The organism is Proteus genomosp. 6 (assembly GCF_040139785.1).
In the GTDB taxonomy this organism is placed as follows: domain Bacteria; phylum Pseudomonadota; class Gammaproteobacteria; order Enterobacterales; family Enterobacteriaceae; genus Proteus.
The window spans coordinates 103,639-126,295 of record NZ_JBEEVJ010000001.1 but is presented as its reverse complement, the minus strand read 5'-3'; the positions used below and the strand labels follow the sequence as shown (position 1 = coordinate 126,295).

General features: G+C 40.3%; 27 protein-coding genes. 13 read left to right on the top strand and 14 right to left on the bottom strand.

Features of this window, described 5'->3' with window-relative positions:
- The first annotated feature begins 9 nt into the window (after positions 1-9).
- The gene (locus ABN212_RS00615; RefSeq protein WP_109371927.1) at positions 10-1,278 is read left to right on the top strand and encodes an amidohydrolase; all 1,269 of its coding nucleotides are present in this window, start codon (positions 10-12) and stop codon (positions 1,276-1,278) included.
- 115 nt (positions 1,279-1,393) lie between these two features.
- Here ABN212_RS00615 and sspB read toward each other — a convergent pair whose 3' ends face one another.
- The 5 genes from sspB to zapE form a co-directional block, all read right to left on the bottom strand.
- The gene (gene sspB, locus ABN212_RS00610) at positions 1,394-1,903 is read right to left on the bottom strand and encodes a ClpXP protease specificity-enhancing factor (protein WP_160229959.1); all 510 of its coding nucleotides are present in this window, start codon (positions 1,901-1,903) and stop codon (positions 1,394-1,396) included.
- A 6-nt stretch (positions 1,904-1,909) separates the two neighbouring features.
- Positions 1,910-2,551 carry a stringent starvation protein SspA gene (sspA, locus tag ABN212_RS00605; protein ID WP_023582862.1) on the bottom strand — a complete coding sequence of 214 codons (642 nt, stop codon included), beginning with the start codon at positions 2,549-2,551 and terminating at the stop codon, positions 1,910-1,912.
- Between the two features lie 655 nt (positions 2,552-3,206).
- Positions 3,207-3,599: a 30S ribosomal protein S9 gene (gene rpsI, locus ABN212_RS00600; protein ID WP_004245284.1), complete on the bottom strand. Its 393-nt coding sequence runs from the start codon at positions 3,597-3,599 to the stop codon at positions 3,207-3,209.
- Positions 3,600-3,614: 15 nt separating this feature from the next.
- Positions 3,615-4,043 carry a 50S ribosomal protein L13 gene (gene rplM / locus ABN212_RS00595; RefSeq protein ID WP_006535327.1) on the bottom strand — a complete coding sequence of 143 codons (429 nt, stop codon included), beginning with the start codon at positions 4,041-4,043 and terminating at the stop codon, positions 3,615-3,617.
- Positions 4,044-4,477: 434 nt separating this feature from the next.
- Complete coding sequence (gene zapE, locus ABN212_RS00590; RefSeq protein ID WP_198625951.1) at positions 4,478-5,593, bottom strand: cell division protein ZapE; 1,116 nt, start codon at positions 5,591-5,593, stop codon at positions 4,478-4,480.
- Between the two features lie 203 nt (positions 5,594-5,796).
- Here zapE and zapG point away from each other — a divergent pair, with 203 nt between their 5' ends.
- The 3 genes from zapG to degS all read left to right on the top strand — a co-directional run bounded on the left by zapG (position 5,797) and on the right by degS (position 9,101).
- Positions 5,797-6,201 carry a Z-ring associated protein ZapG gene (gene zapG, locus ABN212_RS00585; protein WP_023582864.1) on the top strand — a complete coding sequence of 135 codons (405 nt, stop codon included), beginning with the start codon at positions 5,797-5,799 and terminating at the stop codon, positions 6,199-6,201.
- A 231-nt stretch (positions 6,202-6,432) separates the two neighbouring features.
- Complete coding sequence (gene degQ / locus ABN212_RS00580) at positions 6,433-7,824, top strand: serine endoprotease DegQ (RefSeq protein ID WP_109371935.1); 1,392 nt, start codon at positions 6,433-6,435, stop codon at positions 7,822-7,824.
- Positions 7,825-8,030: 206 nt separating this feature from the next.
- Entirely contained in the window at positions 8,031-9,101 is a 1,071-nt protein-coding gene (gene degS / locus ABN212_RS00575) for an outer membrane-stress sensor serine endopeptidase DegS (RefSeq protein WP_109371937.1), read from the top strand.
- Between the two features lie 27 nt (positions 9,102-9,128).
- Here degS and ABN212_RS00570 read toward each other — a convergent pair whose 3' ends face one another.
- The 9 genes from ABN212_RS00570 to mlaF form a co-directional block, all read right to left on the bottom strand.
- Positions 9,129-9,374, bottom strand: a complete 246-nt coding sequence (locus ABN212_RS00570) for a CPCC family cysteine-rich protein (protein ID WP_198619281.1) — start codon at positions 9,372-9,374, stop codon at positions 9,129-9,131.
- Between the two features lie 33 nt (positions 9,375-9,407).
- On the bottom strand, positions 9,408-10,469 hold the full coding sequence (locus tag ABN212_RS00565; RefSeq protein ID WP_198630125.1) for a DUF2157 domain-containing protein: 1,062 nt from the start codon (positions 10,467-10,469) through the stop codon (positions 9,408-9,410).
- A 194-nt stretch (positions 10,470-10,663) separates the two neighbouring features.
- The gene (gene murA, locus ABN212_RS00560; RefSeq protein ID WP_349442697.1) at positions 10,664-11,926 is read right to left on the bottom strand and encodes a UDP-N-acetylglucosamine 1-carboxyvinyltransferase; all 1,263 of its coding nucleotides are present in this window, start codon (positions 11,924-11,926) and stop codon (positions 10,664-10,666) included.
- A 47-nt stretch (positions 11,927-11,973) separates the two neighbouring features.
- A complete protein-coding gene (ibaG, locus tag ABN212_RS00555) occupies positions 11,974-12,228 on the bottom strand; it encodes a BolA family iron metabolism protein IbaG (RefSeq protein WP_006535338.1) in 255 nt (84 codons plus the stop codon).
- A 141-nt stretch (positions 12,229-12,369) separates the two neighbouring features.
- Positions 12,370-12,663 (bottom strand): lipid asymmetry maintenance protein MlaB, encoded by a 294-nt coding sequence (gene mlaB / locus ABN212_RS00550; RefSeq protein WP_098941205.1) that lies wholly within the window; start codon positions 12,661-12,663, stop codon positions 12,370-12,372.
- Between the two features lies 1 nt (position 12,664).
- The gene (gene mlaC, locus ABN212_RS00545) at positions 12,665-13,294 is read right to left on the bottom strand and encodes a phospholipid-binding protein MlaC (protein WP_109371945.1); all 630 of its coding nucleotides are present in this window, start codon (positions 13,292-13,294) and stop codon (positions 12,665-12,667) included.
- Between the two features lie 96 nt (positions 13,295-13,390).
- Positions 13,391-13,927, bottom strand: a complete 537-nt coding sequence (mlaD, locus tag ABN212_RS00540; RefSeq protein ID WP_099074096.1) for an outer membrane lipid asymmetry maintenance protein MlaD — start codon at positions 13,925-13,927, stop codon at positions 13,391-13,393.
- 3 nt (positions 13,928-13,930) lie between these two features.
- On the bottom strand, positions 13,931-14,710 hold the full coding sequence (mlaE, locus tag ABN212_RS00535; RefSeq protein ID WP_109371950.1) for a lipid asymmetry maintenance ABC transporter permease subunit MlaE: 780 nt from the start codon (positions 14,708-14,710) through the stop codon (positions 13,931-13,933).
- A gap of 3 nt (positions 14,711-14,713) precedes the next feature.
- A complete protein-coding gene (mlaF, locus tag ABN212_RS00530) occupies positions 14,714-15,526 on the bottom strand; it encodes a phospholipid ABC transporter ATP-binding protein MlaF (RefSeq protein WP_100159974.1) in 813 nt (270 codons plus the stop codon).
- A 239-nt stretch (positions 15,527-15,765) separates the two neighbouring features.
- Here mlaF and ABN212_RS00525 point away from each other — a divergent pair, with 239 nt between their 5' ends.
- From ABN212_RS00525 to ptsN, 9 genes are all read left to right on the top strand, one after another.
- Positions 15,766-16,746 (top strand): calcium/sodium antiporter, encoded by a 981-nt coding sequence (locus tag ABN212_RS00525; RefSeq protein ID WP_198619277.1) that lies wholly within the window; start codon positions 15,766-15,768, stop codon positions 16,744-16,746.
- 18 nt (positions 16,747-16,764) lie between these two features.
- Positions 16,765-17,739, top strand: a complete 975-nt coding sequence (gene kdsD, locus ABN212_RS00520) for an arabinose-5-phosphate isomerase KdsD (RefSeq protein WP_075671453.1) — start codon at positions 16,765-16,767, stop codon at positions 17,737-17,739.
- Positions 17,740-17,766: 27 nt separating this feature from the next.
- Positions 17,767-18,324, top strand: coding sequence for a 3-deoxy-manno-octulosonate-8-phosphatase KdsC (gene kdsC / locus ABN212_RS00515; protein ID WP_198619276.1), 558 nt, complete (start codon positions 17,767-17,769; stop codon positions 18,322-18,324).
- Positions 18,325-18,340: 16 nt separating this feature from the next.
- Entirely contained in the window at positions 18,341-18,919 is a 579-nt protein-coding gene (lptC, locus tag ABN212_RS00510; RefSeq protein ID WP_196569980.1) for an LPS export ABC transporter periplasmic protein LptC, read from the top strand.
- Complete coding sequence (gene lptA, locus ABN212_RS00505) at positions 18,900-19,433, top strand: lipopolysaccharide ABC transporter substrate-binding protein LptA (RefSeq protein WP_198625948.1); 534 nt, start codon at positions 18,900-18,902, stop codon at positions 19,431-19,433. The genes lptC and lptA overlap by 20 nt, the downstream gene beginning before the upstream one ends.
- 6 nt (positions 19,434-19,439) lie before the next feature.
- On the top strand, positions 19,440-20,165 hold the full coding sequence (gene lptB, locus ABN212_RS00500) for an LPS export ABC transporter ATP-binding protein (RefSeq protein WP_006535352.1): 726 nt from the start codon (positions 19,440-19,442) through the stop codon (positions 20,163-20,165).
- Between the two features lie 59 nt (positions 20,166-20,224).
- Entirely contained in the window at positions 20,225-21,706 is a 1,482-nt protein-coding gene (rpoN, locus tag ABN212_RS00495; protein ID WP_109371958.1) for an RNA polymerase factor sigma-54, read from the top strand.
- 23 nt (positions 21,707-21,729) lie between these two features.
- Positions 21,730-22,017: a ribosome hibernation promoting factor gene (hpf, locus tag ABN212_RS00490; RefSeq protein WP_036913954.1), complete on the top strand. Its 288-nt coding sequence runs from the start codon at positions 21,730-21,732 to the stop codon at positions 22,015-22,017.
- 149 nt (positions 22,018-22,166) lie between these two features.
- Positions 22,167-22,634, top strand: a complete 468-nt coding sequence (ptsN, locus tag ABN212_RS00485; RefSeq protein ID WP_023582879.1) for a PTS IIA-like nitrogen regulatory protein PtsN — start codon at positions 22,167-22,169, stop codon at positions 22,632-22,634.
- Positions 22,635-22,657 lie beyond the last annotated feature (23 nt).

Below are 22,657 nucleotides of genomic sequence, written 5' to 3'. Positions count from 1 at the left end.
GAAATGAATATGTCAGCAATTACACTAGAAAAATTAATTAAATGGCGTCGTGAGTTTCACCAATATCCAGAAATTGGTTGGTCAGAATTTTTAACCACAGCAAAAATCGTCAAAGAACTACGTAGTTTAGGTTTAGAAGTTAAAGTTGGCCCAGACGTTATCAATCAAGAGTTTGCTTTTGGTCGCCGCCGTCAAGTCGTTGAAAAAGGTCTAGCTGTTGCAAGAGAGCATAAAGTTGATGAAGCTCTACTTGATGAAATGAAAGAGCTAACTGGCTGTGTGGCTATCTTTGACAGTGGTAAAGCAGGCCCAACAGTAGCACTGCGTTTTGATATCGACTGTGTTGGTGTTAACGAAGCAACAGAAGCAAAACACCGTCCTCATGCAGAGAACTTTGCTTCTTGTCACGCAGGCGAAATGCATGCTTGTGGTCACGATGGACACATCTCTATCGGTTTAGGTGTTGCTCACTGGTTAGTTGAGAATAAAGATAAAGTGGTTGGTAAAGTTAAAATTCTATTCCAACCAGCAGAAGAAGGTGTTCGTGGTGCTCGTGCAATGGCAGAAAGTGGTATCGCAGATGATGCTGATTACTTCTTAGGTGCTCACTTAGGCTTTATCGCCAACAGTGGTGAAATTGTTATTAACCCAACACATTTCTTATGTACCACTAAATATGACTTCCGCTTTAAAGGCGCACCATCTCACGCAGGCGCAGAGCCAGAACTTGGTCGTAATGCTTTAGCGGGTGCTTGCCACGCGGCAACACAAATGCTGGGCATTTCTCGCCATGGTAAAGGAATGTCACGTATCAACATCGGTGTATTAAAAGCCGGTGAAGGCCGTAACGTCACCCCAGCTAACGCAGAAATGCAAATTGAAGTTCGTGGTGAAAATGAAGAGATCAACAGCTTTATGGCTGCAAATGCAGTACGTATGGCTGAAGGCGCAGCACATAGCTTCCAGTTAGAAATGGAAAGCGAAATCATGGGTGAAGCCGTTGACTTGACGAATGACCAAGAACTGATTGATGTTATGACCAAAGTTGTGGGTAAACATTCTGAGCTAACTGCGGTTGCAACTCGCCCATTCGGTGGTAGTGAAGATGCAACAGTATTAGCAAAACGTGTACAACGTTGTGGTGGTAAATCACTGTACTTCGTTGTTGGTGCCGATAGAACAGCGGGTCACCACCAAGCAGGCTTTGACTTCGACGAAAAACAATTAATGACTGCAGTTAATCTTTACACTGGTTGTTTAGAAGAACTGCTGAAATAATTTCAGCCCAATCATTAATTTAAACGCCCTATAGAAATATAGGGCGTTTTTTTATGTACAAAAAAACCCAGTTCAAATGAACTGGGTTTTTCATTAATACAAATAAGATAATCTCTTATTTCACTACACGCAATGATGGACGACCTGTAGGACGAGGTGGCTCTGGATCATCATCTGGTGGCGTTACATCATCAGAAACAGGTTTATCCGTTACTAATGATAAGACTTCGCCAACAGGAGCATCTGGTGTTTCTTGATGCTCATCTTCAGCAAACTGTAATGATGCGCCAGATTCATAAGCAGGCTCTGGCTCAAACATCATTCCCGCACCGTTTTCTCTCGCATAAATAGCCATAACAGCAGCCATAGGCACTCGCACTTTACGAGGTATGCCACCAAAGCTTGCACTAAATAAAACCTGATACGGTGTTAACTCTAATTCATCTACAGCACGAGATGAAATATTTAGTACAATTTGACCATCATGCGCATATTCCATTGGGACTTGAACACCGACAACATTCACATCAACAACTAAATGTGGTGTTAAATCGTTTTCGATGATCCAGTCATAATGCGCACGTAATAAATGCGGACGACGCGGAGACATATCCATAATCTCCATACTTAATTACCCTCTTGAAGGTAAACGCATCTCACGCTCTGCTTCGGTTAATGACGCGAGGAAAGAATCACGCTCAAAAACACGCTGCATATAAATTTGTACATCTTTAGCGCCAGCACCACTTAAATCTACACCGAGCACTGGTAAACGCCATAACAGAGGAGCAAGGTAGCAATCTACTAAGCTGAACTCTTCACTCATAAAGTAAGGATATTCTTTAAACACAGGAGATACAGCCAATAGCTCTTCTGCTAACTGTTTACGAGCAGCATTTGCTTGCTGTTCAGTTCCTTTTTCGATGGTGTTCATTAAAGAATACCAATCATGCTCGATGCGATGCATCATTAAACGGCTGCTACCACGAGCAACAGGATAAACTGGCATTAAAGGAGGATGAGGGAAGCGTTCATCAAGGTATTCCATGATGATGCGTGAATCATACAGAGTCAGCTCACGATCAACCAAAGTCGGTACACTTTGGTAAGGGTTTAGATCGATAAGATCCTGTGGAAGATTACCAGCTTCAACCTGTTCAATTTCAACACTGACACCTTTCTCCGCTAGGACAATTCTGACCTGATGGCTGAAAATATCAGTCGGACCGGAAAACAAAGTCATTACCGAACGTTTGTTGGCAGCGACAGCCATGAAAACCTCCAAGTTAATCAATTAAAGAAATGAATTAGCACAATGCCTTTTCCATTTCCCCATTCCTAAAAGACAAGCACACAAACGCAGTAGACCTAAATAAACATTTAAGCTATTAACTGCATTGGGTAACTACCTGTATAACAGTGTTATCGTGGGATAATCATATTTTACAGGGTTAAAAACTCACCTGTCTTTGCGGCACATATCATTATCAAGTAATACCAAAATAATCATTCAACAATCATATTGTCATAATAATTTTGGTATGACTTTCAAACTCATCACTGGTATTACGATCAATATACCCATTGGCAACATGATGAAGTCATAGAAAGAAAGACATCAAAGCTCGCTATTCTACCAGAATTCATGTTACTTAGGGGGGCTAATGCAAATAATTCAACACAATATGCCACACTACCTTAAAAGTAAGATTATAATATCAAAAAATGAAATTATTTAGAGATAACATCTGAAAAATAGACTTTTTAATACTATCGTTATCTTACATATAGCCTGTTTTATGAGTAACAGCCTCATGTATTAGCAACATTATGTTTTTATTATTAATAAGCACAAATAAGTTAAAAATAAAAAACCCGCCTGTGAAGACGGGTTTTCAACATCAAATTGATATCTAAAAGATAACAAATTAACGTTTAGAGAACTGTGGACGACGACGTGCTTTACGCAGACCCACTTTCTTACGTTCAACAGAACGCGCATCACGGGTTACGAAACCAGCTTTACGCAGATCAGAACGTAGAGTCTCATCATATTCCATCAGTGCACGAGTGATACCGTGACGGATCGCGCCAGCTTGACCAGAAATACCACCACCTTTAACAGTGATGTATAAATCTAATTTACCCAGCATATCAACTAATTCCAGCGGTTGACGAACAACCATACGTGCTGTTTCGCGGCCGAAGTAAACTTCTAGGCTACGTTTGTTGATTACGATATTACCGCTACCTGGCTTAATGAAGACACGTGCGGAAGAACTTTTGCGGCGACCTGTGCCGTAGTATTGATTATCAGCCATTGCCTATTATCCCGATTAAATGTCCAGAACTTGCGGTTGTTGTGCCGCGTGGTTGTGCTCAGATCCTGCGTAAACTTTCAGTTTACGATACATCGCACGACCCAGAGGCCCTTTTGGCAGCATGCCTTTTACCGCGATTTCGATTACACGCTCAGGACTACGGGCGATCATCTCTTCGAAAGTCGCTTGTTTGATACCACCTACGTGACCAGTATGACGGTAGTAAACTTTGTCAGTACGTTTATGACCAGTTACCGCTACTTTCTCAGCGTTTAAAACGATGATGTAATCACCAGTATCAACGTGCGGAGTGTATTCCGCTTTGTGCTTACCGCGTAAACGGCTAGCAATTTCAGTTGCTAAACGGCCTAAAGTTTTGCCGTCTGCATCAACAACGTACCAGTCGCGTTTTACGGTTTCTGGTTTAGCTGTAAAAGTTTTCATTATTGAAAATTACCCAATGTTTAGTTACACGTTGGTGAACGCTCGGTTCAAATACTATTGAGGTTCACACGACTCTTGTGTCCAGCAAACCTACCCCTTCGAGTAGCACTGCTGACTCTAAAATGCGAGTTTTTTGGGAAATAAAAAACTTGCTGCAACGTGGGGTCGCAAGATTATAGAGAAGTCAGAAAAAAAAATCGAGTCATAATTGAAAAACAATTGAATTCTTTTTCAATATTTCAGCGAAAAAAACGAATCTGGCACTTTTTTCTGATTTGACTGATAAATTCTTGCTACCTGAAGATAAGAATTGTTCCTTTCCAGAGCGCTTGTAAGCTGCCTAATGCACTCTATTTTCATAGAAAAAAACATCAAGCAACTTAACCTGCGTCATCCTACCATAATGAAAGATGACTTTCTTCAAGAATTAAAAATTAAGCGAGATGGGGTTGTACTAAATATTCTTCACTTTGCATCTCTTGTAAACGAGATAAGCAACGTTGATATTCAAAACGTAAAAAATCACCTTGGTAAATCTCGTTCATTTCTACATTTGCATTAATAATAAGTTTCACCTTACGCTCATAAAACTCATCAACAAGCGCTAGAAACCGACGCGCAGCGTCTTCATTTAATGTCCCCATTTGCTCCATGTCATATAACAAAACAGAGTGGTAATGCTTAGAAAGCTCAATGTAATCAAGCTGACTACGTGGTTCCATACACAAGGTTGAAAAATTAATAGCGAGTACCCCATTAGATGCTTTTCTTACTTTCATGGGGCGATGGTTAATGGTTAAGGTACAATCAACTTGCGGTTCGCTGGTTGCCAAGTGCATGAAAATTCTATCCATCTCCTGACGATTTTTATCATTAAGTGGAGATAAAAAAAGATGCGCTTGCGTTAATGTTCTTAGTCGATAATCAATCCCTGCATCCACATTTAAAATATCGCAGTGTTGTTTGATTTGCTCTATTGCAGGTAAAAAACGAGAACGCTGTAATCCGTTACGATAAAGCTCATCAGGTGGAATATTTGATGTCGCCACCAATGTGATACCTCTAGCAAATAACGCCTCAAGCAAGGTACCTAAAATCATCGCATCAGTAATATCAGAAACGAAAAACTCATCAAAACAGAGCACATCAGTTTGCGTTTTAAATCCATCAGCAATAATTTCTAGCGGATTTTCATGGCCTTGTAAGTTTTTTAGTTCTTCTTGAACACGTAACATAAAGCGATGGAAATGTAAGCGAAGCTTTCGTTCTGTCGGCAAGCTTAGATAAAACATATCCATGAGCCATGTTTTACCTCGTCCAACACCGCCCCACATATATAGACCACGTTCTGGTGTAACAATCTGTTTTTTTGTGCGAATTCGCCCGAATAATCGTTGGGTTAGCGAATTTTTTTCTGGTGGAGTCTCTTTTAATAATGCATGGTATATCTGTTGAAGATGGAGAACCGTTTTTCTCTGAACATCATCAGGTTGATAATCACCTTGCTTCAATGCGGCTTCATAAAGTGATAACGGCGTACTAACAGTCATGAATGCCCTCTTATCCTTAATTTTCTGACATACTGATTTGTGTCTGTCGAATGGCTCTATTATAAGCATTAAGAATTGTTTTAACATCAACGTAACACACGAATTTTATATTAAGCTTAAGGATATTATTCCACCCATGCCTTTTAGCGGTTATGATGTTATAAGAATCCATCGTCCTCACTATTAGATGAAAAGGAGTTGCCATGGTTTGGGTTTATGCACTGATTGGATTAGTTGTCGGTCTTATTATCGGCGCACTTGCAATGCGTTACGGTAACAGCACCCTTCGTCAACAAGATGCTATCAAAGCAGAGTTAGACACAAAAAAAGAAGAACTTGATACTTATCGCAATGAGCTTGTCAGCCACTTTGCTAGAAGTGCTGAACTATTAGATAACATGGCGAGAGATTACCGTCAGCTTTATCAACATATGGCAAAAAGCTCTAATGAGCTCATGCCTGATATGCCTGCTCAAGAAAATCCATTTAATTACCGTTTAAGCGAATCAGAAGCAGCGAATGACCAATCTCCAATAAAAATGCCACCTCGTGATTACTCCGAAGGAGCATCTGGATTGTTCAGACCCACAGATAAAAAAGACAGTTAATATTAAAAACGCCACATTTTTTGTGGCGTTTTTCTTTCTAACAAACGTCATAAAATGACAATTATTTGCTATGGTTTTAAAGATAGCTTTTGTCTTGTAAATCCGTGTAAAAGGAAGCAAAGCACATCATGTCTTAATGAACTTTCCTTTGTCAGTACAGGTCTTAGTGACATCGCGCTCATTTTGAGCAAAAACTTTTATTTTGATAACTGTATCAAGAGACTCTAATTCATGTTGACTAAAAAAAGAAAATTATTACTTAGTGCATTAGCAATGAGTGTCGGACTTTCACTCTCTACTATTCCAGCAACCAGTATGGCTGCACTACCTGCTGTGATGCCATCAGGCGAACAACTGCCAAGCCTTGCACCGATGTTAGAAAAAGTGTTACCTGCGGTTGTCAGTGTGCACGTTTCAGGAACGCGAGTACAAAACCAGCAAGTGCCCGAAGAGTTCAAATTCTTCTTTGGCCCCAATTTCCCATCACAACAACAAAGTGTACGCCCTTTTGAAGGCTTAGGCTCTGGCGTCATTATTGATGCACAAAAAGGCTACGTATTAACAAACAACCACGTTGTTGATGGCGCAGATAAAATTCAACTGCAAATTAATGATGGCCGTGAATTTAGTGCAAAATTAATTGGTAGCGATCCACAAACCGATATCGCATTACTGCAAATTGAAAAACCAACCAACTTAACTGCAATTAAAATGGCGGATTCTGACCAACTACGTGTTGGTGACTTTGCGGTTGCAGTCGGTAACCCATTTGGTTTAGGCCAAACAGCAACATCCGGTATTATTTCCGCACTAGGTCGTAGCGGTTTAAATCTTGAAGGTTTAGAGAACTTTATCCAGACCGATGCTTCAATCAACCGTGGTAACTCTGGTGGCGCGCTTGTTAACTTGAATGGTGAGTTAATCGGAATTAACACTGCTATTTTAGCACCAGGTGGTGGCAACATCGGTATTGGCTTCGCCATCCCAAGTAATATGGCGCGTGACCTTAGCCAACAACTGATTTCTCATGGTGAAGTTAAACGTGGCATATTAGGTATTCGCGGTACAGAAATGAATTCTGATCTGGCGAAATCCTTTAATATTGATGCACAACGCGGTGCTTTTGTTAGCGAAGTAATGCCAGATTCATCTGCTGCAAAAGCAGGCATTAAACCGGGTGACGTTTTAATTTCAGTTGATGGTAAACGTATCAATAGCTTTGCTGAATTAAGAGCTAAAGTGGGTACAACACCGCCAGGTAAAGAGATCCTAATTGGTTTAATCCGTCAAGGTAAACCAATGGATGTGAAAGTGACATTAGAGAAACAATCGGCAGATGCAACACGCGCAGATAACTTCTCTCCTGCACTACAAGGTGCAACATTAAGTAACTATGTGAATAAACAAGTGAAAGCTGTTGCAGTCGATTCTGTCGAAAAAGATTCAGCCGCTGCTGCATCTGGTTTACAAAAAGGCGACCTTATTATTGGTATCAATAATACGCCAATTACATCACTAGGCGATTTACGCAAAGCAATTGATGCTAAACCGCCTGTTCTTGCATTGAATATTCAACGTGGCAATGAACAAATTTATCTGCTGTTACGTAATACACCGCGCTAAGAAGTAAGCTTTCACCTATCTAATTTATTGATTTCCTTAGCCCTGTAATATCTATTATAGGGCTTTTTTTATATCTATTTTTGATGAGCGTCATTGGCTTAAAAGGGGATTTTATGCGTTGAGCGATGCTTTCATAAGTTAAACTATGCTATTCTCACCCCTTCTACGCGAATAATTTCACAGTCAGACATAAATACAGGATTTTTATGTTAACTAAATTACTGCGATCAACTCTAATTGGTCTTCTCACAGCAGCAATTCTTTTGATTGCAGTTCCTTCAATTCGCCCTATTTTTATTGAACGCCTACTTAATGGCGATTTTCTCAATGCCCCTTTTAGCTATAACACAGCAGTACGACGAGCCGCCCCTGCGGTTGTTAATGTTTATAGCAGTACGATGGGAAGCTTTTCTCAAGAAGGTCGTGAGCTGACATCTTTAGGCGCTGGCGTCATTATGGATGGTCGTGGTTATATTCTGACAAATCAACATGTTATTAATAATGCTGATCAAATTATTGTTGCGTTACAAAATGGTGATCTCTATGAAGGTTTACTCGTTGGCTCTGATCCATTAACTGATCTTGCTGTGTTAAAGATTGATGCAGATAAACTCCCGACGATCCCCATTAATAGTAAACGAATTTCTCATGTTGGTGATGTTGTACTGGCTATTGGTAATCCCTTTAATATTGGACAAACTATTACTCAAGGGATCATCAGTGCTACGGGTCGAGTTGGGTTAAGTCCAACACGCTACCAAAACTTTCTACAAACAGATGCCTCAATTAATGAAGGCAACTCGGGTGGCGCATTAATTAATACTGAAGGCGAACTTGTGGGTATTAATACCATGACGTTTGATTCAGGTACTTATAATGGATATCGCCCTAGTGCAGAAGGATTAGGCTTCGCTATTCCGACTGAACTTGCTGTAAAAATTATGAATAAGCTTATTCGTGATGGTCGTGTTATTCGTGGTTTTATTGGTATCACAGCAAAAGAATTACCTAAAATTCGTTCATCAAATACCGACATCAAACAAATTCAAGGGTTGCGCATTTTCCGTATCACACCAAATAGCCCAGCAGATAAAGCAGGAATAAAAACTGGCGATATCATTCTTAGCATTAATCATGCACCAGCGACTTCTGCGATGGAAATGATGGATTATATTGCTGAGACGCGCCCCGGTACGGTATTACCTGTAACATTATTGCGTGATGGCAATGAAATTAATGTCGATGTCACCATTTCGGAATACCAACCAGAATCATAACTAACGAAAAAATCTCCCTATTTTTGGCTAGTAGGGAGATTTCATATAGAACGTTGCACTTTGTAAGCAACTTTCTTTAAAGCTTTGGGTATTACGATAGTCCTCTAATGTGCTGTGATTACAACCGCTATATTGTCCTTCTTTAGTACCATCATTTTGCCAGCCACATACGGGGCAGATCTCAAAAAATGCCTCCTCTTTATCTTTGAAAACAAAATAATGGCATGCAACACAGCTCACTTCTAAAGGAAGATGACAACTTCGCTTTTCCATAGGATTAGCTCTCCTATCATATCGTTAATTATACTATTCGCTCTTACTCTCTTTATTAGCAATTGAGTTATTTTCAACAGCATGCCAAATTTTTTCGGCTTTTCGTCCAATTAAAATCAGTGAAACCGCCAAAATAAAGAAAAAAATCGCACTGTGTAAACTATCCCAGAAATATTCAAAGAATCGGGTATAAAGGTTGATACCAAGGAATGTTAGGCCAAATCCTCTTAACATACCGTCATCTGTTTTAAGGCTTATATAAATACAGATAACGGCGACAACACCAAATAATAGCGCCCAAGGCAATAAATTCACACTTGAAGTGCGATACCACGTATCTGGATCGTAATTACCGAAAATAGACATTATCCATAGTGCAATAAACAGATAAGTCAGCCCCATTATTTTTGTCATGGTAAATAAACGACGGTGTATCAATATATTTTGTAGGAAATAACAGCTTGCTAATAATACTGCGCCAAAGAAGACAAAGCGGATAGGATAGTTCATCCCTAACCAATAAGCGCCCCATCCTGACATATAGCCAGTTTCAGCACCAAACCAATTTCCTAACATCAATAAGAAGAATAACCACACCAACGAGGAACGACTGATAAATCCAATTGCACCATAAATAACACAACCGATTAGAAAGAGAGGAGCAATATGACCACTTCCTGTATCCAGTAATTCTCCCAGTTGCCAAAGGAAAATAGCCGTAAACATCACACCTAAAAAGAGAATAAACTCAGTACTGTAATGCCACTGTGTCTCTTTTCGCTGACGTTTAAATCCCCATAAATAGAGCGCAGAAGCAATAAGTGCAGGAGAGATAACTCGCATAATTTCAGAAACACTAAAAATCTCAATTAAATAATAGACTAATGCGCTATCGCTAAAGATACTCCCAGCGGCAATAATCAAACAGACCATTGCTATCCAAAATGCGTAGCGACTTAATCTTTTCCAATCAAAAGGAATACGATGCAACGTACTTCCTAATTGTTGATATTCTTGTGTCGAGATTGCACCAGATTGTTGCCATTCATCCAGTGCTTGGCGAACTAGGCGCTCTTGTTTCCTTGTTACCTGCATATATGTCCCTTCCTTTTAGCTCATAGAGATTTCTCTAAAACAGGTCTATTTTCTTACTGTATCTTGTCACGCAAGAAATGCCTTATGAATTATCCTATTCTATTGAGAGCCCTATTGAAATAATGCGTAAAAAAAACCATAGCACAACAATGCACTATGGTTTTAAATCGCTAAAAAAGGATAACTAAAATAAATTAGTCATTAGAGCGCAAACGTTCTATTTTTGCCCCTAATCCTTGTAATTTGGCTTCAATATTTTCATAACCACGGTCGATATGATAAATACGATCAACAATGGTTGTGCCTTCAGCAATACAGCCTGCAAGTACTAGACTTGCAGAAGCACGTAAATCGGTTGCCATCACTTGTGCGCCTGACAGTTTTTCAACACCGTGGCATAACACAGTATTGCTTTCAATTTCAGCGTGAGCGCCCATACGGATAAGCTCAGGAATGTGCATAAAACGATTTTCAAAAATAGTTTCAGTGATCATGCCCGCGCCTTCAGCAACTAAATTTAAAAGGCTAAATTGTGCTTGCATATCGGTTGGAAAACCCGGATGTGGCGCAGTACGCAATGTTACCGCTTTAGGGCGTTTACCATGCATATCAAGGCTTATCCAATCTTCACCCACTTCAATATCTGCACCAGCTTCACGTAATTTTGCTAACACAGCATCTAACGTATCAGGTTTTGCATTACGACAAACAACGCGACCACGCGAAATAGCAGCAGCAACTAAGAAAGTCCCTGTTTCAATACGATCAGGTAGAATTTGATAAGTACCGCCACCAAGGCGTTCTACACCTTCAATAGTAATGCTGTCTGTACCTGCACCACTAATTTTGGCACCTAATGTATTGAGGAAGTTTGCGGCATCTTCAATTTCAGGCTCTCTTGCCGCATTCTCAATGATGGTTTTGCCTTCAGCTAATACCGCAGCCGTCATAATAGTGATAGTGGCGCCCACGCTCACTTTATCCATGACAATATGTGCGCCTTTTAAACGCCCATCAACACGTGCTTTCACATAACCTTCATCCAGTGTAATTTCAGCGCCTAATTGCTCTAAACCTGTGATATGAAGATCAACAGGACGAGCACCAATGGCACAGCCACCCGGTAAAGAAACCTGACCTTGACCAAAACGAGCCACCAGCGGACCTAAAGCCCAAATAGAAGCACGCATGGTTTTTACTAACTCGTAAGGAGCGCAAAATTCATTAATGTTACGAGCATCAACAAAAACAGAGCCATTACGTTCAACATTAGTTCCCAAGCGATTAAGTAACTTAATCGTTGTATCGATATCTTTTAATTTAGGAACATTGGTTAATTCTACTGGCTCTTCGGCAAGGATCGCAGCGAACAGGATTGGTAGTGCGGCATTTTTTGCGCCTGAAATAGTGACCTCACCTGATAAACAGGTTGGTCCTTGTACTCTAAATTTATCCATCTGTAGAACTCTCTTTTTATTTTGCTGTACGCTGTATACCTACTGGATTAAAGCCCGTTAAGTTTACGATCTCTCTTCCACTCTTCAGGTGTGTAGGCTTTAATAGACAAAGCGTGAATACGGTTATCTGCGATATATTCCATCAAAGGGGCATAAATGGTTTGTTGTTGTTTTACTCTGCTCATTCCCTCAAACATTGCGCCAACAACGACAACTTGAAAATGACTACCATCACCATTGACGATGACTTCATCTAACGACAGGCTGTCCATTAATACTTGTTTGATTTCATTTGTATCCATAATTGCTCAATCTCAACGTTAAAATAATAATCAGTCGTCTATCCTAATGGAATCCGCTCTACTCTTAAACCATCAAAAACCCCCTTAATGATAAAAGTATCACGAAGGGGGCTTTTTAATACCTTTACTCAAAAATCTGTATTAGGCAATATTCATAATTTCATCAAGATCATAGAGTGTAATTAATGTTTGAAAACGCTCACTTACACCTTGAATAATAAATTGACGATTTTGCTCTTCCATTTCTGCTTTTAAGTGAACAAAAAGTGCCAACCCTGTTGAATCAATATGTCCTAAGGCAGAAATATCAATGATATTAATATCAGCTAATAATGCTTTACGCTGCTGCCAAGCAGGCAATAACGTTTCACGATCTAGCGTTCCTTGGAAATAGAGGACACCCTCCTTTTTTTCCCAATTTAACGAAGCTGACATGTTATTTTTTCTCATCCAGTGTGATTGGTGTTTTAGCACTGATTTCTAACTGTTTTGTTAAACCATCAACACCTTTAGAATTTAAAATATCTGACCACTCATTCTGTTTTGTTGTGATCATGCTTACACCTTCAGCAATCATATCATAAGCTTGCCATTCACCTGTTTTACTGTTTTTACGCCATTGGAAATCAAGGCGAACAGGTGGGCGGCCATTTGTATCGATAATGGTGACGCGAATAGTTAGCGTTGACTTATCTGCGAAAGGTTTTGCTGGCTCAATACGGTATTCTTGACCTTCATACATGGCTAATGCTTGACCATAGACTTGAGCAAGATACGCTTCAAATGCAGTGAAATAAGCATCACGTTGCGCTGGTGTTGCATTACGATAATGTGGGCCTAACACTAATGCACCTGCATATTTAATATGTACATAAGGCAGTAATTCTTGCTGAACAATTTGACGTAAAAGTTCAGGATTTTTACGAATTTCAGGCTGTTCATTTTTTAATTTACTAAAGGTCTTTTGTGCCGCATCTTCCATCAATGCGTAAGGATTGGTTTTATCTACCGCCATAGCAAAAGGCGTTATCACTAATAGTGCGACCATCAATAAGCGTTTAAACATACGTTCGCTTCTCCTCAAATAGGGTTTCAATAATACGATGCATTTATTACGCTAAATCTAGCTAAATGTATAAGTGCATCGTATAGGAATTCATGATTAAGGTAATGCAGAGTGTTCTTCTGTTGGTTTAGATTCAGATTTAGCTGAATCATCACCATCACCCGTTTTATAAAGGAATTGACCAATAAGATCTTCTAGCACCATTGCTGAATTAGTGTTTGTGATCCGTCCCCCGTCTTTTAACAGAGTAGAATCTAACGCTTCATCATAAAAACCTAAATTCAATGCAAGGAACTGCTCACCTAATAAACCAGATGTACGAATAGACAGTGAGCTACTTTCTGGAATGTGGTCATAAATGCTCAGAATATCGAGCGCGACTTCAGGGCGATAGTTTCCTTCATCTTCTTCTTTTAAGGTGATAGAAGAAACACGACCAATCACCACACCACCAATCTTAACTGGAGAGCGCTCTTTTAACCCACCAATATTACCGAAGCTGGCATAAACGCGATAAGTCGGTTGGTTACCCATTTCTTTAATATCAGCGACTTTAAGACATAAGAAAATCACAGCAGCTAACGCAATCAGAACAAATAGACCAACCCAAACTTCAATTTTTTTACTTTGCATGACTTAGTTCCCAAACATCAGTGCTGTTAGCACAAAATCTAAACCCAATACGGCTAACGATGAATGAACAACAGTACGTGTTGTTGCTCTGCTAATCCCTTCTGATGTTGGGATTGCGTCATACCCGTTAAAGAGCGCTATCCAAGTGACGGTAATGGCAAAAACGACACTTTTAATAAAGCAGTTCACTAAATCGAGTCGCCATTCAACGGCACCCTGCATAGATGCCCAGAAAAAGCCTTCATCGATCCCTTTCCAATCCACCCCCACAATTGCACCGCCCCAAATACCGATGGCAACAAAAATAAGTGAAAGTAATGGCATACTAATAAGCCCCGCCCAAAAGCGAGGGGCAACGACACGTCTTAAAGGATCGACTGCCATCATTTCTAAACTAGAAATTTGTTCTGTGGCTTTCATTAAGCCGATTTCAGCGGTTAAGGCTGAACCTGCTCGACCTGCAAATAATAATGCAGTCACCACAGGACCTAATTCTCTTAACAATGAGAGTGCGACCATCATGCCAAGACTAGCTTCAGCACTAAAAGTGGTTAAAACAAGATAGCCTTGTAATCCCAACACCATGCCAATAAACAGCCCAGACACCATGATAATTAATAAGGATTGAACACCAACGTTATACAGTTGCTTCATTAACAGAGGCCACTGTTTACGAAATTCGGGCTTACCGACTAATGCTCGAAAGAGCATAATGCCAGCTCTCCCGAAGGTTGCAAAAATCGCTAATGCTCTAGTGCCAATGCGAGATAATAAATTTACCACGTACTAATTTCCTCGTCCTAATAGGTCGTCCTGATAATCTCCCGCAGGAAAACGGAAAGGCACAGGGCCATCAGCAATACCATCTAAAAACTGCCTTACTTGCCTATCTGGATTATCCTGTAATTCTTGTGCACTGCCTTGAGCAATCACTTTCTGCTCCGCAACAATATAGGCGTAATCTGCGATACTCAACACTTCGGGTACATCATGGGAAACCACAACACAAGTCACACCAAGCGCATGATTTAACTCATCAATTAGCTTAACCAGCACACCCATTGTGATAGGATCTTGCCCAACAAAAGGCTCATCAAACATAATCAATTCAGGATCAAGCGCGATAGCTCTTGCTAATGCCGCCCTTCTCGCCATTCCTCCTGATAATTCAGAAGGCATTAAACTTGCCGCACCACGTAATCCCACGGCTTCAAGTTTCATCATCACCGTTGTACGGATCAATGCTTCAGGTAAATTTGTATGCTCTCTTAGTGGAAACGCCACATTTTCAAACACATTCATGTCTGTGAACAGTGCGCCTGATTGAAAAAGCATACTCATTTTTTTTCTTGCCTGATACAACGCAGAACGTGATAGCGCAGGAATATTGTCGCCATCAAACCAAATTTCACCACTATCTGGAAGGATTTGTCCTCCCATTAGACGTAACAAGGTTGTTTTACCAATCCCTGAAGGGCCCATAATCGCAGTCACTTTCCCTCTCGGTACAACAAGATTGATCTCAGAGAAGATCTTTCTGCTACCGCGAGTGAAGTTCATATTGCGCACTTCAATTAGATTGTCAGATTGTGCGTTCATGAATAAAACATCCTCAAGCCTGTCTGCATAAACGAATTTTTACGCTATTTTGGCAGGTCATTCGCCATGTTACAAAGAAATCACCACTATTTAGCAATTTATTGCACGGTTAATTTTACTTTTCGTGCTTGGCTAGTCAAAATATGGTTAATTAGCAAAACCTTTTGACAATATGTTTTTTTATCAGCCCTGTCTTATTGGTTTTTTCTTTATTCGCTCATTGTTGGAAAACTGATGGCATGTTGATTACTTTGTCTCTTTTAATTTTTGGGTTGATGTTACTTGTTTATGCATCAGACCGATTAGTTTATGGTGCGAGCGTTTTTGCGCAATCGTTAAAAATTCCGCCAGCCGTTATCGGTATCTTAATTGTAGGTACTGGTACTTCACTGCCTGAGCTTTTTGTTTCAACTGATGCCGCAGTTCATAATTTGCCTGATATCGCTATCGGGACAGCCATTGGCTCGACACTCACCAACCTTCTCCTCATCGCAGGTATTGGCGCGATGATTTACCCCATGAACATTCAGTCCGCAGTGCTAAAAAAAGAGCTTCCCTTAATGATTATAGTCATCATGCTCGTTGGCATTATTGTTTCTAGCGGAAACTTAGGGCTTAGAGAAGGCTCACTGCTCTTTTTTATTGGTTTTGCATCCATTTTTCTAATGATAAAAACAATGCATAAAACACTAACACAAGAGCGCCACGTATTACCTTTAGAAACCTTAACCCGTTTTGAATTACAGACAAATCCCCGTAATTCTGTTGCACTTTTTTGGGTCGTTATTGCTTTACTGATTATTCCAGTTGCGACCCAAATGATATTAGATAATGTCTTTATTTTAATGCAACAGTATCATCTTAGTGGATTTTTTGTTGGTTTAACCTTGCTATCTATTGGAACAAGCCTACCTGAGTTAGCAACAACCATTGTGGCAGCACTAAGACGCGAGAATGAGTTAGCATTAGGGAATATTATAGGTGCTAATATTTTCAATCTAACTTTTGTCTTGGGCATGCCAGCATTACTCTCACCAAGCACATTTAATATCAATACATTTTATTTTAGTTTTGCTGTACTTGGTGTCGCCAGTTTACTGTTTTCTCTCTTTTCATTAGGGCGCAAACAGCGTCTTAATCGAGGAAAAGGGATATTCTTGTTAGTTTGCTTTATTGTTTATATTACGGTGTTGTGCGTCGCACATTCTCTCTTAACCTAAAATAAATGGTACAAAAAAATGACCGAGTTTGATTTTCAGCAAGCGGGTAAAAAAGTCCTTCATATTGAGCGTGATGGGTTAGCTGAACTAGAACAATATATCAACGATGATTTTACGCTTGCCTGTGAAAAAATTTTTCACTGCCAAGGTCGAGTGATTGTGATGGGTATGGGTAAATCAGGCCATATTGGGCATAAAATTGCTGCAACATTCGCCAGTACAGGAACACCTTCTTTCTTTGTTCATCCTGGTGAAGCCAGCCACGGTGACTTAGGAATGGTGACAGAAAAAGATATCGTTCTAGCGATTTCAAACTCAGGGGAAGCCAGCGAGATCCTTGCGCTTATTCCAGTACTGAAACGTAAACAGATAACACTGATTTGTATGACACGCACTCCTCAAAGTACAATGGGGAAAGCGTCTGATATTCATCTTTGTATCAAAGTACCTAAAGAAGCCTGTCCTTTAGGGCTTGCCCCAACAACCAGTACAACGGCAACCTTAGTCATGGGGGATGCGCTAGCGATCGCACTTTTACGTGCCCGTGGTTTTACCGCTGAAGATTTTGCGCTTTCTCATCCTGGTGGTGCACTAGGTCGTAAATTACTCCTTCATGTCAGTGATTTAATGAATAAAGAGGCAGATATTCCGCGCGTCACCAAAGATGCCACTTTACGTGAAGCTCTTGTCGAGATAACCCGTAAAAAATTAGGAATGACCGTCATTTGCGATGATAGTATGCTGATCAACGGTATATTTACTGACGGTGACTTACGAAGAATATTTGATTTAGGGATAGATCTAAATAATGCCAAAATCTCAGATGTGATGACAAGAGGCGGTATTCGTATTCGCCCAGATTGTTTAGCGGTTGAAGCACTGAATTTAATGCAAGCAAAACATATCACCTCGCTATTAGTGACGGAACAAGATAGTGATATCCTGTTAGGTGTTTTGCATATGCATGATTTATTACAGGCTGGTGTTGTATAAGATAGTCATAACGTTCGAAGGATAAAAATGAATACAATGATAGAAACTTGTTATGGTGCAGTAAGCGAACAAATCATCAAAAAAGCAGAAAAAATCCAATTGCTGATTTGTGATGTTGATGGTGTGATGTCAGACGGACTCATTTACATGGGCAATAATGGCGAAGAATTAAAAGCTTTTAATGTCCGTGATGGGTATGGCATCCGTTGTTTGCTTACATCCGGCATTGAGGTTGCTATCATTACAGGTCGTCAGTCTAAACTGTTAGAAGGTCGTGCTAAGACCCTTGGCATTACATATCTTTACCAAGGTCAGCATAATAAGCTTTTGGCGTATCAACAACTGTTAGATACACTAAACCTTAAACCTGAACAAACAGCCTATATTGGTGACGACCTGATTGATTTACCTGTAATGGAAAAAGTAGGACTTTCCGTTGCCGTGGCTGATGCTCATCCATTACTTACACCTCATGCTAATTATGTAACCCGCATTGCGGGAGGGCGTGGTGCAGTACGAGAGTTGTGTGATTTAATCCTTTTAGCGCAAGGTCGGCTTGAAGAAGCTAAAGGTCTTTCGATTTAACGTATAACGATACAGAATGAATAAATTAAAATCCTGGTTTACCTTAATTCTTGCCATTATCGCCCTTGCGCTGATTGGCTGGAACTACACTAATAACACTGAATTCGGTGATGGTGAGATTGTTGATGATGGTCAGCCAACTTATCAATCCAAATCATCGATATCTTTTGTTTACGAGCCAACGGGTATACTCGGATATAAACTTGTTGCTGATGATGTCAAAAATTATGCTCAACAGAAGTTTACATGGTTTACTAACCCTGTCTTAACTACCTATTCACCGACAGGGGATGCAACATGGACAGTACGCGCGAATAAAGCCAAGCTGACAAACAGTAAAATGCTCTATCTTTATGGCGATGTTCAAATTGATAGCTTAACCGATGATTCTCAACTACAGAGAATAAGCACAGACAACGCTATCGCAAATTTAGATACACAGGATGTTTCCTCTGATGATGAAGTGACTATTATCGGCGTCGGACTGAAATCAGTCGGCTTAAAAATGCGAGGCAATCTGCGCGAGAAACGTGCAGAGCTGATTGAAAAGGTAAACACCTATTATGAGATCCCTAATGAATCAAAAAATCCGTAATACACTGATTATCGGTACACTTTTAGCGATAAGTGTACCTGTGATGGCGCTTAAAGATGACACACAACAACCTATTGTTGTGAACTCAGAGAAACAGTCGCTTGATCTAGAAAAAAACGTCACAACCTTTACACAAAATGTTGTGATCAAACAAGGATCTATCGATATTCGTGCTGATAAAGTTGTTGTCACACGCCCAGGTGGTGACTCCAAAAGGATCGTCATAGAAGCTTTTGGTAACCCAGTGACTTTTTATCAGTTACAAGATGATGGTAAACCTATCAAAGGTCGTGGCGAGAAAATGACCTATGAAATGGATAAAGAGTTAATGACCTTAACGGGTAAAGCCTATCTTGAACAATTAGACAGTAATATCACCGGTGATAAGATCACTTATCTCGTCCCAACTCAGCAAATGGAAGCTTTTAGCGGTAAAGGTAAACAAGTAACTACTGTTTTACTGCCTTCCCAGTTGCAAGAGAAAGGCCCTGGTGTTAACAACAAAGGTAAGTAACACTTTATGGCGCTGTTAAAAGCTGAAAATTTAGCGAAAGCATACAAAGGGCGCACCGTTGTCGGTGATGTAAGCCTGAACGTTAATTCAGGTGAGATTGTCGGCTTACTTGGACCAAATGGTGCAGGTAAAACAACCACATTCTATATGGTTGTTGGCATTGTCGCTCGTGATGCAGGTAGTATCACAATTGATGATGAAGACATTACGCTGTTACCATTACATGAACGAGCACGTAAAGGCATTGGCTATCTTCCTCAAGAGGCGTCTATTTTTAGACGCTTAAGCGTTTATGACAACATTATGGGGATCTTAGAAATCCGCCATGATTTAACGCCTGAAGAACGAAAAGATCGAGCAGAAGAACTGCTAGAAGAGTTTAATGTCAGCCACTTACGTAACAGCTTAGGGCAATCATTATCAGGGGGTGAACGCCGCCGCGTTGAAATCGCGCGGGCATTGGCAGCAAACCCTAAATTCATTTTATTAGATGAACCTTTTGCGGGTGTTGACCCTATTTCGGTATTAGATATTAAAAAAATTATCCAGCATCTACGTGATTATGGATTAGGTGTACTGATTACTGACCATAACGTTCGTGAAACATTAGATGTGTGTGAACGTGCTTATATCGTCAGCCAAGGTCACCTTATCGCTCATGGTTCACCAGAAGAAATTCTTGAAAATGAGCAAGTTAAACGTGTTTACTTAGGTGAAGGCTTCCGCCTGTAATCTTTGATTCACTTTTACTCTGTCATGGATGACAACAGCAAAGGACTCATCGCATTATTATGAAACAAAGTCTGCAACTTCGTCTTAGTCAGCAACTGGCAATGACGCCACAGCTACAACAGGCTATTCGTTTGTTGCAACTTTCGACGCTTGAATTACAACAAGAAATTCAGCAAGCGCTTGAGTCTAATCCACTTCTAGAACAAGACGACGATCAACAAGATCCCGTTTCAGATGAGACCTCTCATACAGAGAATCAGTCAGACTCTACAACAGAAACAACAACTGAAAACGGAGTTGAAGAGTTCGACACGCTGGATGCTTTAGAGCAAAAAGAGATGCCTGATGATCTCCCTTTGGATACTCAATGGGAAGAGATCTACACCGCAGGCACGCCTTCTGGCACCAGTAATGACTATACTGATGATGAGCTTCCATTGTATCAAGGTGAAACAACTGCCTCATTGCAAGATTACCTAACATGGCAGGCTGATCTCACTCCATTTTCAGAAACAGACAGAGCGATTGCGATAAGTATTATCGATGCTGTTGATGAAACAGGATATTTAACGGTCACAACAGATGACATCCTTTCTGGAATGGGCGATGATGAATTAGAGCTTGATGAAGTCGAAGCCGTATTAAAACGTATTCAACGCTTTGATCCTATTGGTGTTGCTGCTCGTGATTTAAAAGAGTGTCTTTTGATTCAGCTATCCGCTTTTTCAACAGAAACACCCTATCTTAAAGAAACGCAGTTAGTTATTAGCCAATATTTAGAGTTGCTAGGTAACCGTGATTTTCGTCAATTGATGCGTCAAACGAAGTTACGCGAAGAGACACTAAAATCTGTTATTGAGATGATCCAGTCTCTTGATCCTAAGCCCGGATTAAGTATTGATACAGGCGAGTCAGAGTATGTTATTCCAGATATACTGGTAAAAAAATCAGGTGAACGCTGGCAAGTTGAGTTAAATACAGATAGCATTCCTCGCCTACGAATAAATGAGACTTATGCAGCTTTGGGTCAATCGACTCAAAATGAAAGCGATGGAAAATTTATTCGTGACAATTTACAAGAAGCCAAATGGCTGATAAAAAGTTTAGAAAGCCGTAATGAGACATTATTAAAAGTCGCTCATTGCATTGTTGACACACAGCAGGCATTTTTCGAATTGGGTGAAGAGCATATGAAACCCCTAGTGTTAGCCGATATTGCTGAACAGGTTGAAATGCACGAATCCACCATTTCTCGCGTGACAACGCAAAAATTTTTGCATTGCCCGAGAGGAATTTTCGAATTGAAGTATTTTTTCTCTAGCCATGTGAATACTGATAGCGGAGGCGAAGCCTCTTCAACAGCAATCAGGGCTTTAGTGAAGAAACTAATCGCAGCAGAAAATCCAGCGAAACCACTTAGTGATAGTAAACTGGCTGATATGCTCGCAGAACTTGGAATACAAGTTGCTCGACGTACTGTTGCGAAGTATAGAGAGTCATTATCCATCCCGCCTTCAAATCAACGCAAAGAGTTGGTTTGAGCATAATTGAGAAGGAAGACACTATGGAACTTCAAATCACTGGTCATAATATTGAATTAACCGATGCTCTGCGTGATACCGTCAAAGCAAAAAGCGCGAAATTACCTCAGTTCTTTGACAAAATTAATAACGTTCAGGTTATCCTGAAAGTCGAGAAAGTTAATAAAATCGCGGAAGCGACCATTCAAGTTAATGGCGGTGAATTGCATGCCTCTGCAGAAGCAGAAGATATGTACGCAGCAATTGATGGATTAATGGATAAACTGGCTCGTCAATTAACCAAACACAAAGATAAACTGAGACAACATTAATTCATTTCCCATTGTGAAATGGAGATACAATCGGCGAAGTTACTGCGTTGTTTATGACTCGGTTTAAACCAACGCCTAATCAATATCAGTAACGAAAAACCAGATGTCACTTTGTGGCATCTGGTTTGCTGGTCTAAGTGAATAAGACAATGAACAACGATACAAAGATGAATATTAGCGACGTACTTTCTCTGGCATGTACGCATAATGATGTACATTGCACGAGTAAAAAGCGCGCGTTAGAAATTATCAGTGAAAATGCAGCAAAAGCACTTAATTTACCCGAAACACTGATATTTGAAGCCTTATTGACGCGTGAAAAAGTCGGTACAACAGGGATTGGGGGTGGCTTGGCTATCCCTCATGGACGTATTGAAAGTGATGAAACAGAAAAAGTAGTTGGCGTGTTTCTTCACCTAAGCGAACCTATTGCCTTCGACGCTATTGATAATCAACCTGTCGACTTGTTGTTCGCATTACTCGTTCCTGCAACACAATGTAAGGAACATTTACACACACTGTCTTTGATTGCAAAACAGTTGGCAGACAAAAATTTATGTCGCCGACTACGCTCCGCACAAAGTGATGAAGAGCTTTATCAGATTATCACTGAATAACCCCTACGGGTTTAGTAGGACGC